Source organism: Sphingomonas zeae, assembly GCF_014197135.1.
Taxonomy (GTDB): Bacteria; Pseudomonadota; Alphaproteobacteria; order Sphingomonadales; family Sphingomonadaceae; genus Sphingomonas; species Sphingomonas zeae.
The window spans coordinates 1-15,342 of the sequence record NZ_JACIFA010000014.1 but is presented as its reverse complement, the minus strand read 5'-3'; the positions used below and the strand labels follow the sequence as shown (position 1 = coordinate 15,342).

Sequence of the window (15,342 nt, the reverse complement as noted above, 5' to 3'; positions counted from 1 at the left end):
CCCTGGGCGTCAGCCGGGCATCTGGCGCTGCCCTAGCCGCCGCCGATCCGGACCACCGCTTTCGTCGCTGAATGCGGCAACCCACGGAATAACTCGTCGACATCCTCCTTGCTGCGGAGGTCTTCCCAATCGACAATGATGGTGCCGGGTGGCGGCGAGCTTTTCATCCCGGCGGCCATTCCCTCCAGCGACGCTTGCCAGTCACCGCGCGCCCAACCGCCCCGCAGCGGTTCGCTTCCGAAGAAGAAGCCGAAGTGTCGCAGCGTCAATTCCTTCAGCCACGGCGACAAAGGGTCGATATTCCCGAACGGTGCCGCGCCATACGCACGCAGAATCACGACAGTTCCCTGGATACGGCTCACGTTATAAGCGTGCCGCAGGTAATTCTGAGCGGCCGGGACATAGTCTTCCATGCAGACAAACGACACGTCGGCGCCGCGCGGCATATGATCCCGGATAGCCGCTTCGACATTCTCGACTTCAGGATCGACCACCGCGGTCGCGCCAAGGGCGAGCGCCGCCCGACGACGGACCTCCTCGGGGTCGACAACCACGATCTGGCGCGCGCCGCCGCGTTTGAGCCATTCCACGGCGAACAGGCCGTAATCCTCAGCGCCGAAGACGACGACGTCGTCATGGACCGAAAAGCCCGATAGGCGAACCGCTCGCGTGGCGCAGGACATCGCCTCGGCCAGTGCGGCCTCCATCATGCCCACATGATCCGGCAATTGGTGGCACGTATATGCCGGTGACACGAAAAGATCGGCAAAAGCGCCATCGGGACCATTGCCGATACCCATGAAGCTGGGCGCCTGCTCACACAGGAGCATGGCACCGCCCCGACATTGCGGGCATTCCCCGCAATATCGCCTGGGATCCACCGAGACCAAGTCCCCCGGCTTCCAATCGGCAACGCCGTCTCCGACAGCCTGGACAATAGCGCTGACCTCATGGCCTATCACCAGTCCGTCGGCGTAACTGCCCGCGCCCACCAAGCCTTCGTAGCAATGTTTGTCAGAAAAGCACACGCCTGTGTAGGCGGGCCGTAACAGCAGGTCGCCCGCGCCGGGCTTCGGCTCGGGTCGCTCCTCGATAACGAAGTTTCCCGCACCCCGGCTTACCAATGCCTTCATGCCTCTTCTCCTAATTCCGCAATGCCGTTTTCGGCTTCATCGGGATATCTGGCCCGGTACAAACAAGGGCCAGCTATCGCTCGACGGTCGCGGCGGGGCTCGTCGAGTCACAGGAATACTAGCGCTGCCACTGCAAAATGCAACCCGGCAGTATTATTAAATGGCGAGATGATGCCGCGCCGGAAGATGGCAAGGCGCGGCGAGGCGCTGCCACCCGCTCTATTTCGTAGTCAGGAGAGAAGGGCAGGACATTGCCCTATCGACGGCTCAGGCGCGGGCGATGCGTTCGAACGCCCGCCAACGGCCCTCAAACAGCTGGGCCAGATGCGCTGGCTCAGGCAAGCATGGCTCAAGAGCGATCCGATCGAGTGGGGTCGCGATCAGGTCGATAAGGATATCGGTCAGAAATTCGGCAGCGAATTCCTTGCCGATCTCGCCTGCTTCTTGGCACTGGGACACCAAGGCAACGAGCGGCGCCTCCAGGACCAATCGCCATTGCGACATCTGGTCTGCAATGAAAGGCTTTGTGGCTGCCTCACCGTATAACAGCTTGCGAAATGCCAATTCGTCGGGGACCGACGTGTAGTCGAACAGAAGCTGGGCCGCGACCCTCAGTGCGTCCAGAGTAGGACGGGATGCGAGCGTGGCGTCCCGGACGAAGCGTTCCAGCTTTGCCACTTCCACATCGATCATCGCCATCAGCAACGCTTCCTTGCTTTTGTAGCGCTTGTAGATCGTGGGTTTCGCCGCACCGATCCGGTTGGCGATCTCGCTCATCGAAGCGGCCTGAAATCCGTATTCGAGGAACGCGGCTCTTGCTGCCGCCAGGACCATGACATCGAGACGTTCGGCGTCTTCCTTCGTAGGCCTGCCCGACGTGCGACGGCGCTCATTCATACCCATAGATGGCCCCTGCTGTGCTTTGCCCTCGGGTACATGGTGTACGGCCGGCGGAGGTGTTTGGCGTCTGCCATTGGTATGGCCGCCGCGATGTTCCGCAGCAGTGGCATGGGGGTCATCCGGCTGTCAACGAATGCGGCCAGCCGGAACGGCACCGGTACGAAGCCCGGCGCCGCCTCTCGATCATCGGCAAACCCGTAAAAGTTCACGTCATAGCTGGCGTGGCGAGCAGTAGTGCTGGGCTAGCAAGTTCCCGGCCCACCTCGGCCAGAAACGTAGCGCCGGGAACGCCGTCGATCGCACGATGATCGATCGTCAGCGATGCGGTCATGACCTCGCCGCGCACCCGCCCGATCCCCAGGATCGCGACCTGGGGTAGGTTGATGATCGGCGTGAACGCATCGATCCCGAAGCTGCCAAGATTGGTGACTGAGAACGTCCCGTCGGTCATGTCCTTGAAGTTCAAAGACCCCGACCGCGCCTGCTCGGTCAGGTGAGCCACACGCGTGCCGAGTTCACCCGCGCTCAATTCCTGGGCGTCCCGCAGGACCGGCACCACCAGCCCAGCGTCCAATGCCACCGCAAAGCCGAGATTGACCCTATCCCGATGCTGGATGGTACCGTTTTCGAGAGTTGCATTGATGTCGGGCCGCCGGGCAAGAACGCGGGCGACAGCCGTCAGGATCAGCGTATTGATGCTGACCTTTTCGCTCAGCGTCTTACGCAGCGCCAGCATCGCGCCGACCTCGAATTCGGTATGCAGCGTGAGCTGTGGAGCGGACTGGAGACTTGCGCTCATCGCACTAGCGATGGCACCCCGCATCCCCCGCAGCTTTGTTTCCCTTGGCGCGGGGCTGATCTCTTCTGCCATGGGACTAGCTCTCGATGATGCAGAGAACGTCGCCGACCGGTATCTCTTCGCCCTCCTGCGCGACGATCTCGACCAGCCGGCCTGCGTCCGATGCTTCGACTGCACCATTCGCCTTTGCGGCTTCCACCTCGACGATCTCCTCGCCGACCTGGATATCGTCACCCACGGACTTCAGCCATTTCGTGACGGTGCCTTCGTTCATGCCCATGCCCCACTGGGGCATTTTCACTTCGATACGTGCCATGGCTTCAAATTTCCTTCCCGCGATATTCAAACGTTGATTTGATGGCTTCAGCCACGGCTTCCCGGCTTGGCAGCAGCGCCTTCTCCAACTGCGGGCTGAACGCCAGGTGCATGTCGGGTGCGGTGACGCGCTTTGGCGGGGCCAGCAGGCGGCCGTGAAAATGTTCGGCAACGGTGGCTAGAATTTCGCCAGCAACGCCGCATGTCATGGGTCCGTTATCGACGACGACGACACGGCGCGTCTTGTCCACCGAAGCGAGCACCGTTTTCCAATCGAAGGGGCACAGGCTCCGGGGGTCGATCACTTCGATCGAGATGCCATCCTTGCCGAGAAGCTTGAGGGCCTGATCGACCGTACGCAAGCTCTGGCCAATACCGATGACGGTAACGTCCGACCCCCGCTGCCGGATCTCGGCCTCGCCCAGCGGTATAATGAAATCTGGATCGACCGGCACGTCCCCGCGTGTTCCCCACAGCGTCGAATCCTCGAACACCAGGACGGGATCGTTCGACCTGATTGCTGCCCGCATCAGGCCCTTCGCGTTTACAGGAGAACTCGGCACCACAATCTTGAGGCCCGGCACATGCATGAACATGGCGTAGGCCCGGTCGTTATGGTGCGCGGCCTGCGATGATCCGTAGAACATCGTGCATCGGATGACGAGCGGGAGCCGGGCCTGGCCTCCAAACAGAAAGCGGCTTTTTGCCGCTTGATTCACGATCTGGTCCATCGCGGAATACAGGAAGGTGGCGATGGTCATGTCCAGAACGGGGCGCATGCCCGTCATCGCGGAGCCAATTGCCGCGCCGACATTTGCTGCCTCAGAGATTGGCAGGCTTCTGACGCGTTCGCCGAACTCTGCGAGAGGATAGGCGCCGTAAACTCCACCGCGTATATCTTGACCCATGGTGAATACCGTTGGATCCGCTCGCATTTCCTCGACGATCGTCGCGACCGTTGCCTCGAGAAAGGTCTGCTTGACCGTGCTGTTGCTCGAATCCTGATGGACTTCGTCGGATAGGATGGATGACATGGAAATGTTGTCCTTTCAGTGCCGGGGGGCGACGGCGTCGACGAACAGAAAATCAAACGCCGTCGAAACGTCCGGAAATGCGCTCGCCCGGGCGAAATCTACGGCCTCGTCCACTTCGCTTATGACCTGCGCGCGGACGGACGCGACACCGTCTTCGTCGAGGACTTCGCCTTCGATGAGGATCTTGGCAAACATCTCGATGGGGTCGCGCTTGCGTGCCGCCTCGACCTCTTCCTTGGAACGATAAGATGCGACTGAGTCACCCATCTTGCCGAACTCGGCATGATCACGGTAGCGATACGTCCTGACGTCCAGGAGGGTCGGCCCCGCGCCCGATTGCGCCCGCTTGACGGCACGCGATGTCGCTTCGTGGACGCTCAGTACATTCTGCCCGTCAACGACCTCCCCGGGGATGGCGTAAGCAGTCGCGCGGTCGGCGATGTTCTCCACCGCGACCATATCACTGGCGCGTGTCACCACGGCGTACCCGTTGTTCTCGCACAGGAAGATGACGGGCAACTTCCAGATTGCCGCCAGATTGAGCGACTCGTGAAACGGCCCTGTATTAGATGCGCCATCGCCGAAGAATGTCAGGGCGACTTGGTCGGTGCCGCGCAACTTGGCGCTGAGGGCCGCACCGGTCGCAATCGGCATGCCCGCCCCGACGATACCGGATTCGCCAAGGCTTCCGATTGCAAAATCGGCAAGATGCATCGAACCGCCGCGCCCCTTGCAAACGCCCGTTTCCTTACCCAGCAACTCAGCCATCAGCGGTCCGAGTGGTGCGCCCTTGCCGATCGGATGCCCATGGGATCGATGATTGCCGGTCATATAGTCTTGCCGGGACAGCGCCATGCACGCGCCAACCACCTCGGCCTCCTGACCGATCGACGTATGAAGCGGGCCTGGTATTTCACCCTTGGCCTGAAGCTCGGAAGCGACCTCGTCGAAAATACGAATGCGAAGCATCCGTCTCAACATCTCGATCTTCGCTTCACGCGATAGTTCCACCATGGATCGGGTTTCCTTCATCTGGAGGACGACCCATTCCCCGACGATCCGCTGATGCCGTAGTTCGGATTGAGCAGGCTTCGCTGATCGCCACGCCCAACGGGCGCGAACTGGAACGGGACGTCCATCGCTCTGTGCATTCCTCTCCGCTCGACCATTTTCAGGCCGAACCCCATTATTGATACCCAAAGGTATCATTGACGGCAAGGGAAAGATGATGGGGTCCAGGATGACGCCGATTGGCGAGGCCGAATGAGGCGGACGGTACGCTGAGCCGTGAGATGGGGATCCATGTGAAGACGGATGCGAAGTGGCGCACGCGGGCAACCGTCGAGGATTTGAAGACCGTGTCAAAAGCCCTTTCTCCACCACCCTGTCCGAGGTCGAGGAGGCAATGGTTGGGACGTTCCGGCAGAACACAGTGCTGCCGCTGGACGACAAGGCCGACCGCCCGACAACATCTGCTGAAAGCTGTGCCTTACAGCATCCACACCATCCTGACGGACAATCGCATTCAGTTCGCTGAGCAGCCACGTAGTCGCAACACCGCCTGGTCGCGGCAGATGCGCTTCGACATGATCTGCGAGGCAAACGGTATCGGGCACCGACTGACGAAGCCGCCCCACCCATGGACCAACGGTTAGGTCGAACGAATGAACCGGACTATCCAGCAAGCGACCGTCAAACGCTTCCACTATGACAGCCACGACCAACCGCGGACGCACCTCGCCGACTTCATGGCCGCCTACAACTTTGCCTGCCGGCTCAAGACGCTCAGCGGGCTCACACCCTGGGAATACATCGCCAAGCTCTCGACGTCAGAGCCAGACCGGTTCATCGTCAACCCGATCCAGATGCCCGGAATGAACACCTCGTGCGCGGAGGCGATTGCAGTTTTGTCGAAAGCGCGAAATTTGCGTATGGAAACGGTAGCCATCTGACGGTTAGTGCCAAAAGTCGCCCTTTGGATCGCCGAGAAGGCCCGATTGCGATCGCCCGCCAGGTGGACGTTCGTTTTTTGCGTTTTAGCGACAGGTGACAACCGGATGGCTTTATCACCCGACTATTATGCCGTTCTCGGGGTGCCCTCGACGGCAAGTCGCGACACTATCCACTCCGCGTGGAAGGCGCTGCTCCGTCAATATCACCCCGATGCCAATCATGGTGTTGACGTTTCTGCTCGCGCGAAAGAGATCAATGAGGCGTATGCCGTTTTAGGAAGAAAGGACGCACGCGCCGCCTATGATCGCTTACATTTCAAGCCGTCCGCTCATCAGGCTGCTGCGGATCGCCCGGTTCACCCAAGGAAAGCCGGGCGGCACGCGATGCGACCTAAACCGTCGATGCAGCCCAGCGGCAGTTTCTCGCAGCCGCTAGACACCAACGACTGGCTGATCGGTCTTTTTCTGTTAATCCTTACCGCCGCACCGTTAGCTACCATCCTTGTTCTGTATTACGAGGAGCCCGGTTCGGCATCTACGGTTCGACATAGCGTGGCAGTTCACCGCGTACCATAACCCGCCGAAGCCGTCCGCACCGTGTCGGGCATGAAGCTCGGATTTGCACAGCTTGCTTCCTAAAGCGGCAATAACGCGGTGATGAACGAGCGGCGGAAGTTCGGCAGCGGAAAAGGGGTTGGCGGATCCGCCCCGAGCACATCCGCCGCACCGTCCAGCCGCCGTCACCGCCATTGATTAGTAAGGTTGGGGTGGGCATCATACTGCTGCGCCAACTCGGCCAGCCAGCATCGCCGCCGTCAGATCGGCGATCCACCTATCCCCGCTGTGCAGATTTCCCGAGCAACCCTTGTTGCTCATTCTCGTCTTTTTCAACCTTGCAGCCAGTCCCGCAAAAGTTGGGTGACCTGGCCGGGGCGCTCGAGCGGGGCCAGATGCCCGCAGTTACGGATTTCATGGAACTGCGAACCGGGGATATGGTCGGATAATTCGCGTGCGTCCGCAGGCAGGCAGATGCGGTCATGCTCGCCGACCGCCACCAGCGTTGGCACGCGCACTGCGGCGATAGCCGAGCTTATATCCGGCCGAGCGAGCATGGCCCGCTGCTGGCGCTCGAAGACCGCTGCGCCAACGCGCTCGGCCATCGCCTGGACGGGGCCGCTGATGATTGGGGTCAGTGTCGGGTCGGCATGGGGTGCGGTCGCGAGCAGTCCCTGCTCGGCGACGGTACGCGGGCGAGTCTGCATCGAGGCACGGGTGCCGAACAGGGCCACCCGCTGCACCCGGTCGGGCGCCTGCCGGATGATCTCCAGCGCGACATAACCCCCCAGGCTGACCCCGGCGACCGTGAAGCGCGGCGGGGCATGGGCCAGCACGCGCGTGGCCATCGCCTCCAGCGTATCGTCGACGGTCAGGTCGCCCAGCATCGGATGAGTGATGTCACTGAGGTCGACCACCTGCCGAGCCCAGAGCTGTCCGTCACACCCCATGGCAGGCAGCAGGACGAGGGGCGGCGCGTTGCGGATCATGGCAATGTTTCCCGAAGATTGAGGTTGAGCGGAGGCGTCAGGCGAACAGGGTCAGGATGCCACGCGCCGGGTCGGTCAGGCCTTCCCAAATCATCTTGCCTGCAACCCACAGGATGACGAGTAGCCCGACATAGGCCAGCCAGCGATAACGCTCGATCACGCGCGCCAGCACATTGGCGGCAAGACCCATCAAGGCGACCGACAGGATCAGGCCGATGGCGAGGATGCCCGGATGGTCGCGCGCCGCGCCCGCGACCGCCAGGACATTGTCGAGGCTCATCGACACGTCCGCCACCGCGACCGCCCAGGCGGCGGCCCAGAAGCGGCGCGGGGCCTGATGCGCGAGCGGATCGTCCTCATCCGCGCCGCCGCGCAGCTCGCGCCACATCTTCCACGCGACCCAGACCAGCAGCAATCCGCCCGCCAGCACCAGCCCGACGATCTGGAGCAACTGCGTCACGACCAGCGCGAAACCGATGCGCAGGACCAGCGCGGCGACGACACCGACCAGGATCACCTTGCGCCGCATCGCCGGGGGCAGCCCCGCCGCCAGCGCGCCGACGACGATGGCGTTGTCGGCGGCCAGCAGGACGTCGATCATGACGACCTGGGCAAAGGCGGCAAGTGCGGCGGGGGTGCCGATTGCGGAAAAGTCGGCGACGATGTGTTGCCAGATGTCCATCGGATCAGCCCATCAGCGGGAAGGCGAGCACCGCTATCCCGACCAGCGTCATGACCCCGCACACCGCGGCGGCGGGGACGAGCGTGAAGCGTTGATGATCGGCCAGGTCGATCCCCGCCAAGCTGACCAGCAGATAGGTAGACGGCACCAGCGGGCTGAGCAAATGAACCGGCTGGCCCATCAGCGAGGCGCGGGCGATCGCCATCGGCGACACGCCATAATGCGCGCCCGCCTCGGCCAGGATCGGCAGCATTCCGAAATAGAAGGCGTCGTTCGAAATGAAGAAGGTGAAGGGCAGGCTGAGCATCGCGGTGATCGGCGCCATGTACGGCCCCAGGACCGGCGGGATGAAGCCGACGACCTCCTTACTCATCGCCCCGACCATGCCGGTGCCCGACAGGATGCCGGTGAAGATACCGGCGGCGAAGATCAGCGAGACGACCGACAGGACGTTGCCCGCGTGGGCGGCGATCCGCTCCTTCTGTTCGGCGACCTGCGGATAGTTGACGATCATGGCGACCGCGAAGGCCAGCATCATCAGCACCGACAGCGGCAGAATGCCCGACACCAGCCCGGCGATCAGCGTCAGGGTCAGTGCGCCGTTGAACCAGCGCAGGTGCGGGCGGCGCGCCTCGGGAAATTGCGACACGGCCATGCCGGTGAAGGCGCTGGGCTCGTTCGCCTTTACGTGACCGATGCGGCGACGCTCCTTGCGGCCGAACCAGATTGCCAGGCCGACGAGGAAGGCGAGACCCGCGATCATGCCGGGGATCAGCGGCAGGAACAGCGTCGCGGGATCGAGCTTCAGCGCGCTGGCCGCGCGCGCGGTCGGCCCGCCCCAGGGCGTCAGGTTCATGATGCCGCTGGTGCTCATGAGGAGGCAGCACAGGTACAGCCGGTTCATGTCATACCGCTTGTAGAGCGGCAGCAGCGCGGCGATGGTGATGATATAGGTCGTCGACCCGTCGCCATCGAGGCTGACGATCGCGCACAGCACCACCGTCCCGATCAGGATTGCCATCGGATCGCCGTGCACGATGCGCAGCAGCCGGTTGACCAGCGGATCGAACAACCCGGTATCGGTCATGATCGAGAAGAACAGGATGGCGAACAGCAGCATCACACCGGTCGGCGCAAGGTTCTTGATACCGTCGATCATCATGTCGCCGAGGCCGGAGGCGAAGCCGGCGAGCAGCGCGAAGGCGGTGGGCACGACGATCAGCGCGACCAGCGGGGTCATCCGCTTCGTCATGATAAGCGTCATGAAGGTGGCGACCATCAGGAAGCCGAGGAGGGCAAGATCCATCGAAGGATGCTCCGCGAAAAGGGGAATGAGCGTTTAGAAGGTGACGGCGATGCGGGTACCGATCGTCTCGCCGCTGTCGGGGCCGGTAAAGGCGCCTGCGCGGTTATCGGTGTCCCAATGGACCCAGTTAAACTGAAGCCGGGTGAAGCTGTTGAGATACCAATTAACACCTGCGGTTGCGGCCCAGCCGCGCCCGCCGGTCAGCAGACTGGTGTAATCGAGATTCTCATAGCGCGCGGTCAGCTCGATCGCGCCCGGCCCGCCCTCGAAGATCGGCTTCAGGACGCGCGGCTGGCCGAAGCTGCCGAGACGCGGGTTATAGGGGGGCAGGTCACCGGTGACGAACCAGCCGCCTGACAGGCTCCACGCCTTGCTCAGGAAGTCGGGACGTCCGCCGGTCAGGCGCGCGCGGCGCTCGCCAGCCTCGGCCATGACCCAGACCGGGCCGACATAGCCGCCCAGCTCGGCTCCATAGCCGGTGGTGCTTCGCCCGCCGAGCAGCGCGCCGGTCGACACGCGCAGCGCGCCGTTAAAGCGGCCGCCGATCACCGTGTTGCGGGTCAGCGTGGTCGCGGCCGAGGACAGCGCCTCGTCGAAACCCCAGGCGCCGATGTGCAGGACCGAATCGTCGCTCTTGATTGGGTTCCAGTGCGCGCGGGCGAGCACGGTGCGGCTGTCATTGGTCGCCTGGTTGCCGTCGATCCGGTCACCGGTCAGGGTCAGCGAGGCGTGGCCGGTCTTCCAGAACAGGCGTGGCATGATGCCGACGCCGTAGAAGCCGCGTTGCGGAATGATCGCGGTGGATACGACGGTGCGCTCCATGAACGGCGTCGAATCCGAGCCGGTCGAGCCCTCGAAGCTGCGATCGTTGAACAGGTGGCCGGCGCGAAGGTCGTAATCCAGACCCGGCCGGATGCGGTTGCGCCAGCCGATGAACGCAGTGACGATATCGACCTCGTTCTCGGAGAAGTCGGACTCGAACTGGTAGAAGAAATGGGTGCCGACCCCGCCTTCCAGACCCAGGCGCAGCGCGCGCATGCCGGTCGTCGTGATGTTGCGCCCGTCATAGCGCGATCCCAAGGTCGAACTGACATCGGTTAGGATACGTCCGCGCGGCTTGAAGGTGTAGATGCCGTCCGCCGAGTGGAAGACCGGCAGGCCCGCGCCCCATTCGGTCGTCACGCCCGCCGCATTGGCCTGCCGTGCCTGTGCGACGTCGCGCTCGGCGGGGCCGGGGGGCACCAGCTGCGGCGCGAAGGGGCGGGTGACGGTATCACGGCCGATGGTGTCGTTTTGCGCCAGTTGCGGCACAGGCGGCGTGGTCCGAGCAGGGGGCGTGGCGGCAATCGGAGCGGGAGCGGCGGCTGCCGTGCCTTCCAGCCGGTCGAGCCGGGCACGCAAGGCGGCGATCTCGGCGGCCTGCTGGCGGACCAGCGTGGCGAGGTCGTCGTTGGTCGGTGTCTGGGCGAGCGCGGGGGTGGTGGCCAGCAGGGCGACCAGCGCGGTGGCGGTTCGGATCGGGGTCATCATTTGGGGACCTCTTGAGCAAGAGTGGTGCACCAGTCGGCCAGGAAACGGCGGCGCTTGATCGTATCGAGATTGACGAGAAGCTGCGGCCCGACGCGGATCGGACGCTGCTGTTCGCGCGACAGGCGCGGTGCCCGGACGTCGGCGCGCACCGGCAGCAGCCATTGCTTCGAGAGCAGCGTCTGCCCCGTGCGCGACAGCAGGAAGTCGAGGAACAGCCGCGCCGCCGCCGGATGCCGCGCGTCGCGGGCGATGAAGGCCACGCGCGAGGCGATGATCGTATAATCGCGCGGGAAAACGACCCGGATATTCGGGTCGCGCATCGCACGGGTCAGCGCATAGGGGCCGACCACGTTGTACGCGATGGCGATCCGCCCCGCCGACACCGCATCCAGCATGGGCTCGGTCGTGCGCGAGAGCATCGGCCGGGTCGCCGCGATAGCCTGCACCAGCGAACGGGTATCGCGGGTGATGGCATGATCCTCGGTCAGATAGAGATAGCCGACATTGGACCGGGCGGGGTCATAGGTGGCGACCTTGCCCATCAGGGCGCCGCGACGGATGCGGAGCAATCGCTCGAACGCCTCATGCGTGCGCGGCACTTGTCCGGCGGGGATCAGGCGGCGGTTGACGACGAAGGCGACCGGCTCGGCGGTGACGCCGTAACCCATATTCTTCCACACCGCCGTGGCGGGGAGCGCGGGCTTTTCGGGGCTGAGATAGCCTTGCGCATAGCCGTCGTTGATCAGCTTGGCCTGGAGGTCCATCGCCGACGACCAGACCAGATCGGCCCCTGGTGTCTTGCCCCGCGCCTCGGCGACGACGCGATCATAGATGATGCGCGATTCCAGATCGTCATAACGCACCTGGACGCCCGGATAGGTGCGGCGAAAGGCCGCGATCAGCGGCTGCATCGCGGCGGTATCGGCATTGCCATAGATGCGCACCATGCGCTCGCCGCGCGCATTGGCGACCAGCGCGTCATAGGAGCGGGGATAACCGGTCGGGCGCTGCGCATCGGCGCGAGCGGGCACGAAGGCACCCAGCATCAGCATCGACAGAATTACCATTCGCATCGTTCAGGTCCTCTCGCTTCCCGCCTCTGAGTTCGGGTAAGCTCAATGCCATGGATTATCCCCCCAAGCTGTCATCCGCCTTTCACGGAGGCGCCGCGCCATGCGGATTCTGATCGTCGAGGATGATGCGGCGCTGGCACGCGGGATTGTCGCGCTGCTGCGCGCGGCGGGCCATGCGGTCGATCATGTCGCGACCGGCGAGGACGCGCTGATCGTAGCGGCGGACGAAGCCTATGCGCTCATCGTCCTGGATGTCGGGCTGCCGGATATCGACGGTTTTTCGGTGCTTCAGACGCTGCGGCGGCAGGGCAACCGGGTGCCGGTGATGATGCTAACCGCGCGCGATGCGCTGGACGATCGGGTGCGCGGGCTCGACCTGGGCGCGGACGATTATCTGCGAAAGCCCTTCGCGCCGGAAGAGCTGGAGGCGCGCATCCGGGCGCTGGGGCGGCGGCGCGGCGGCGACCCCACGCCCGAATTGGCGGTCGGAGCGCTGGTCCTCGACCGATCGCGCGGCGTGGCGCGGGTGGGGGAGCGGACACTAGACTTGCGTCGTCGGGAATGGGCGGTGCTCGACGCGCTAGCAACCCGCGCCGGGCAGATCGTGCCGCGCGAGACGCTGCAATCCGAGGTGTTCGGCTATGACGAGCCGGTCGGCCCCAACGCAATCGAGGTGAACATCACGCGGCTGCGCGGCAAGTTGGCCCCCGACGGCCCGGCGATCCGCACCGTGCGCGGAGTCGGCTATATGCTCGATGCCCATTAAGCCTCCGCGTGGCGGCGCGCTGGCGCTGCGCAATCGGCTGTTCGCGGCAATGCTCGCGCCGATGCTGGCGATCGCGGTGCTGCTGGGGTTGGCGGGGGCGACGCTCATCGCGGACGTGGTTCGCCGTACTAATGACCGCGTGCTCGGCGGCGCGCTGGGCGCGGTGGCCGAGACGGTGCAGGTGGAACGTGGCGAGGTGACACTGGACCTGCCCGCCGCCGCCTTCGGGATGCTGGAGAATAGCGAGCGCGACAATGTCTATTATCGGATCGCGGTAGGGCGCCGGCTGCTGACCGGCTACGCCGATCTATCCGCGCCGAACATCGCCGAACTGGCGCTGGACACGCCGCGCTTTCGTTTCGCGCGCTACCGCGATCAGGAGATTCGCATCGCCGAGGTACGTCGGGCGCTGCCGCGCATAGACGCGCCGGTCATCGTGCAGGTGGCTGAGACGCTCGATGGTCGCCGTGCGCTGCAACGGCGGCTGGTGATCGCACTGGTGCTGGGCGAGTTACTGCTGGTGGGCGTCGCCATGCTGCTGATCCGCCCGGCGCTTGCCTGGAGCCTGCGGCCGCTCGCGGGGCTGCGCGAGGCGGTTGCGGCGCGAGACACACGCGCGACGCCGGATCTGTCGCCGCTCGATACCGGGCCGCTGCCGGTCGAGCTTCGCCCGCTTGCCGATGCGTTCAATCATCTGCTCGCCCGGCTGGACAGCGCCACGGCGGGCATGCGGCGCTTTACCGCCGATGCCTCGCACCAGATGCGCACGCCACTGGCGGTGCTGAAGGTGCAGGTCGCACTGGCCCGGCGTGGCAGCCCGACCGCGCTGGGCGAGATCGCGGACGCCGCCGACCGGCTGGAGCATCTGGTGACGCAGCTGCTGGCGCTGGCCCGGGCGGAAGAGGCAGGCGTCGCGCCACCGCGCGAGCGGGTCGACCTGCGCGAGGTGGCGGTCGCCGTCATTAACCGCCGGATCGCGCAGGCGATCGAAGCGGGGGTGGAAATCCATCTCGATGCGCCCGCTGACATCGTGATCGTCAGCCACCGCACCCTGATATTCGAAATCCTATCCAACCTGCTCGACAATGCGATCCGCTATAATCGTCGCGGTGGCCAGGTGATGCTGACCATATCATGCGAAGAAGGGGAGGGAGCCAGGATCGTGGTGGCTGATGACGGGCCTGGCCTGCCCGATGCCGAGCTCGTCCGTCTGGGCGAACGCTTCACCCGCCTTTCAAGCGCGCGCGACAGCGAGGGGAGCGGCCTCGGCCTCGCCATCGTCCGTTCTGCCGCGTCGCGCCTTGATGCGTCGTTGGATATCGTCAGTACCCGACCCGGACTGCGCATCACGCTGGGCTTCGAACCTGCAGCCCGAACAGCCGCCGGTGGCTTCACCAAATCAAATGGACCCGTGGGTCCGCTCTGTTGAGCGACTGTCGTCTCCCACGTGATCTCCAAAGCCAGGTGGGGAACGGTACGCGCAGAGGGCTGCGATCATGCAAGATGACCGAATGAAATTCTTCGGTATGCAGGACGGGCATTCCGAGTGACCGTATCCGGGTCCTCTCGATCCACAGTGCGTCAATGGCCTTCCCCGCGCGGCTGGCTGCAGCTTACGCCTAGGAACCCAAACCTGACGACGTCCACACTGTCGTCGACGTGTGGCTCGGCGGCCATCGGCGCTTAGTCAACGCGAGCGGTCCTGCTCCCGTTGAGGGGCTCGAAACCATCGCAGCCGGTCGAGATGCGATGGACATATCCTTCATGAACTTCTTCGGACGGGGGAACTGGCCTACCAAATGTCCGGGTCATCTGCCGGGCGTGAGCGCTTTTATCTCCGTGGGACCGGCACAGCTTTGCAAACCAGGCGCTGGAAAAGACAAGGGGGTCCGCGCAACCGGCGTCAGTTTCGATACTTTCCGCAATAGAACTAACCTATGGCAAGTTGTGGAACTTTGTGGGGTACCAGCGTTTAGTCGCAATCTTGCGCCAAAGTTTTTTCGGCATGGTGTACAGCTGAGCAGAACCCCGGGATATGCAAGGCTGCCTTTTGTCCCTAATCATGCTGGACAATCAGACCGACAGCGAACAGCGTTAACAATCGATTGGAAACCGTCCTCCACGCCGCGGCGTCGGCGGGTCGACCATAAAGCCGGGGAAGATAGTGACTCCAGACGACCAATCGGACACTCTCGCTTTAACCGGCATCGTGGGCTGAGCAGCCCCCACCGGGTGGTCCGGGTAGATAGTTAGTGCATTGTCGTCTCCGCCGCCATTGCCGGGCGCAGGTGGAGCGAAGCGGAACCGG

At 63.9% G+C, this 15,342-nt stretch carries 14 protein-coding genes and 1 pseudogene; 4 read left to right on the top strand and 11 right to left on the bottom strand.

Translation table 11 applies throughout. From position 1 onward, the window contains the following. Positions 1-32: 32 nt before the first annotated feature. The 6 genes from GGR45_RS16235 to GGR45_RS16210 form a co-directional block, all read right to left on the bottom strand. Entirely contained in the window at positions 33-1,133 is a 1,101-nt protein-coding gene (locus GGR45_RS16235) for a zinc-dependent alcohol dehydrogenase (RefSeq protein ID WP_175312420.1), read from the bottom strand. Positions 1,134-1,400: 267 nt separating this feature from the next. Further along, positions 1,401-2,036 carry a TetR/AcrR family transcriptional regulator gene (locus GGR45_RS16230; RefSeq protein WP_175312421.1) on the bottom strand — a complete coding sequence of 212 codons (636 nt, stop codon included), beginning with the start codon at positions 2,034-2,036 and terminating at the stop codon, positions 1,401-1,403. Between the two features lie 202 nt (positions 2,037-2,238). Then, a complete protein-coding gene (locus GGR45_RS16225) occupies positions 2,239-2,904 on the bottom strand; it encodes a 2-oxo acid dehydrogenase subunit E2 (protein ID WP_175312422.1) in 666 nt (221 codons plus the stop codon). Between the two features lie 4 nt (positions 2,905-2,908). Continuing rightward, positions 2,909-3,148 (bottom strand): biotin/lipoyl-containing protein, encoded by a 240-nt coding sequence (locus GGR45_RS16220; protein ID WP_175312423.1) that lies wholly within the window; start codon positions 3,146-3,148, stop codon positions 2,909-2,911. 4 nt (positions 3,149-3,152) lie between these two features. Further along, positions 3,153-4,181 carry an alpha-ketoacid dehydrogenase subunit beta gene (locus GGR45_RS16215; RefSeq protein WP_175312424.1) on the bottom strand — a complete coding sequence of 343 codons (1,029 nt, stop codon included), beginning with the start codon at positions 4,179-4,181 and terminating at the stop codon, positions 3,153-3,155. A gap of 15 nt (positions 4,182-4,196) precedes the next feature. Beyond that, positions 4,197-5,195, bottom strand: a complete 999-nt coding sequence (locus tag GGR45_RS16210) for a thiamine pyrophosphate-dependent dehydrogenase E1 component subunit alpha (protein WP_217498044.1) — start codon at positions 5,193-5,195, stop codon at positions 4,197-4,199. A gap of 236 nt (positions 5,196-5,431) precedes the next feature. Here GGR45_RS16210 and GGR45_RS20050 point away from each other — a divergent pair. Both GGR45_RS20050 and GGR45_RS16200 read left to right on the top strand, forming a co-directional pair. After that, positions 5,432-6,064 (top strand): annotated as a pseudogene (locus GGR45_RS20050) (integrase core domain-containing protein); the annotation flags it as partial. A 174-nt stretch (positions 6,065-6,238) separates the two neighbouring features. Next, positions 6,239-6,709 carry a J domain-containing protein gene (locus GGR45_RS16200; RefSeq protein ID WP_175312425.1) on the top strand — a complete coding sequence of 157 codons (471 nt, stop codon included), beginning with the start codon at positions 6,239-6,241 and terminating at the stop codon, positions 6,707-6,709. A 311-nt stretch (positions 6,710-7,020) separates the two neighbouring features. On the opposite strand, the gene GGR45_RS16195 is transcribed toward GGR45_RS16200, so the two are convergent. The 5 genes from GGR45_RS16195 to GGR45_RS16175 are packed head-to-tail and all read right to left on the bottom strand — an operon-like array spanning position 7,021 to position 12,268. After that, on the bottom strand, positions 7,021-7,677 hold the full coding sequence (locus tag GGR45_RS16195; RefSeq protein WP_175312426.1) for an alpha/beta fold hydrolase: 657 nt from the start codon (positions 7,675-7,677) through the stop codon (positions 7,021-7,023). A 37-nt stretch (positions 7,678-7,714) separates the two neighbouring features. Further along, positions 7,715-8,359, bottom strand: coding sequence for a YjbE family putative metal transport protein (locus tag GGR45_RS16190; protein ID WP_175312427.1), 645 nt, complete (start codon positions 8,357-8,359; stop codon positions 7,715-7,717). Positions 8,360-8,363: 4 nt separating this feature from the next. Further along, positions 8,364-9,665, bottom strand: a complete 1,302-nt coding sequence (locus GGR45_RS16185; protein ID WP_175312428.1) for a CitMHS family transporter — start codon at positions 9,663-9,665, stop codon at positions 8,364-8,366. Positions 9,666-9,698: 33 nt separating this feature from the next. Next, complete coding sequence (locus GGR45_RS16180; RefSeq protein WP_415640713.1) at positions 9,699-11,195, bottom strand: OprO/OprP family phosphate-selective porin; 1,497 nt, start codon at positions 11,193-11,195, stop codon at positions 9,699-9,701. Then, positions 11,192-12,268, bottom strand: coding sequence for an ABC transporter substrate-binding protein (locus tag GGR45_RS16175; protein WP_175312429.1), 1,077 nt, complete (start codon positions 12,266-12,268; stop codon positions 11,192-11,194). The genes GGR45_RS16180 and GGR45_RS16175 overlap by 4 nt, the downstream gene beginning before the upstream one ends. Positions 12,269-12,368: 100 nt before the next feature. On the opposite strand from GGR45_RS16175, the gene GGR45_RS16170 reads away from it, so the two are divergent. Further along, positions 12,369-13,034 carry a response regulator gene (locus GGR45_RS16170; RefSeq protein WP_175312430.1) on the top strand — a complete coding sequence of 222 codons (666 nt, stop codon included), beginning with the start codon at positions 12,369-12,371 and terminating at the stop codon, positions 13,032-13,034. Then, a complete protein-coding gene (locus GGR45_RS16165; protein WP_175312431.1) occupies positions 13,024-14,463 on the top strand; it encodes a sensor histidine kinase in 1,440 nt (479 codons plus the stop codon). The genes GGR45_RS16170 and GGR45_RS16165 overlap by 11 nt, the downstream gene beginning before the upstream one ends. Positions 14,464-15,342 lie beyond the last annotated feature (879 nt).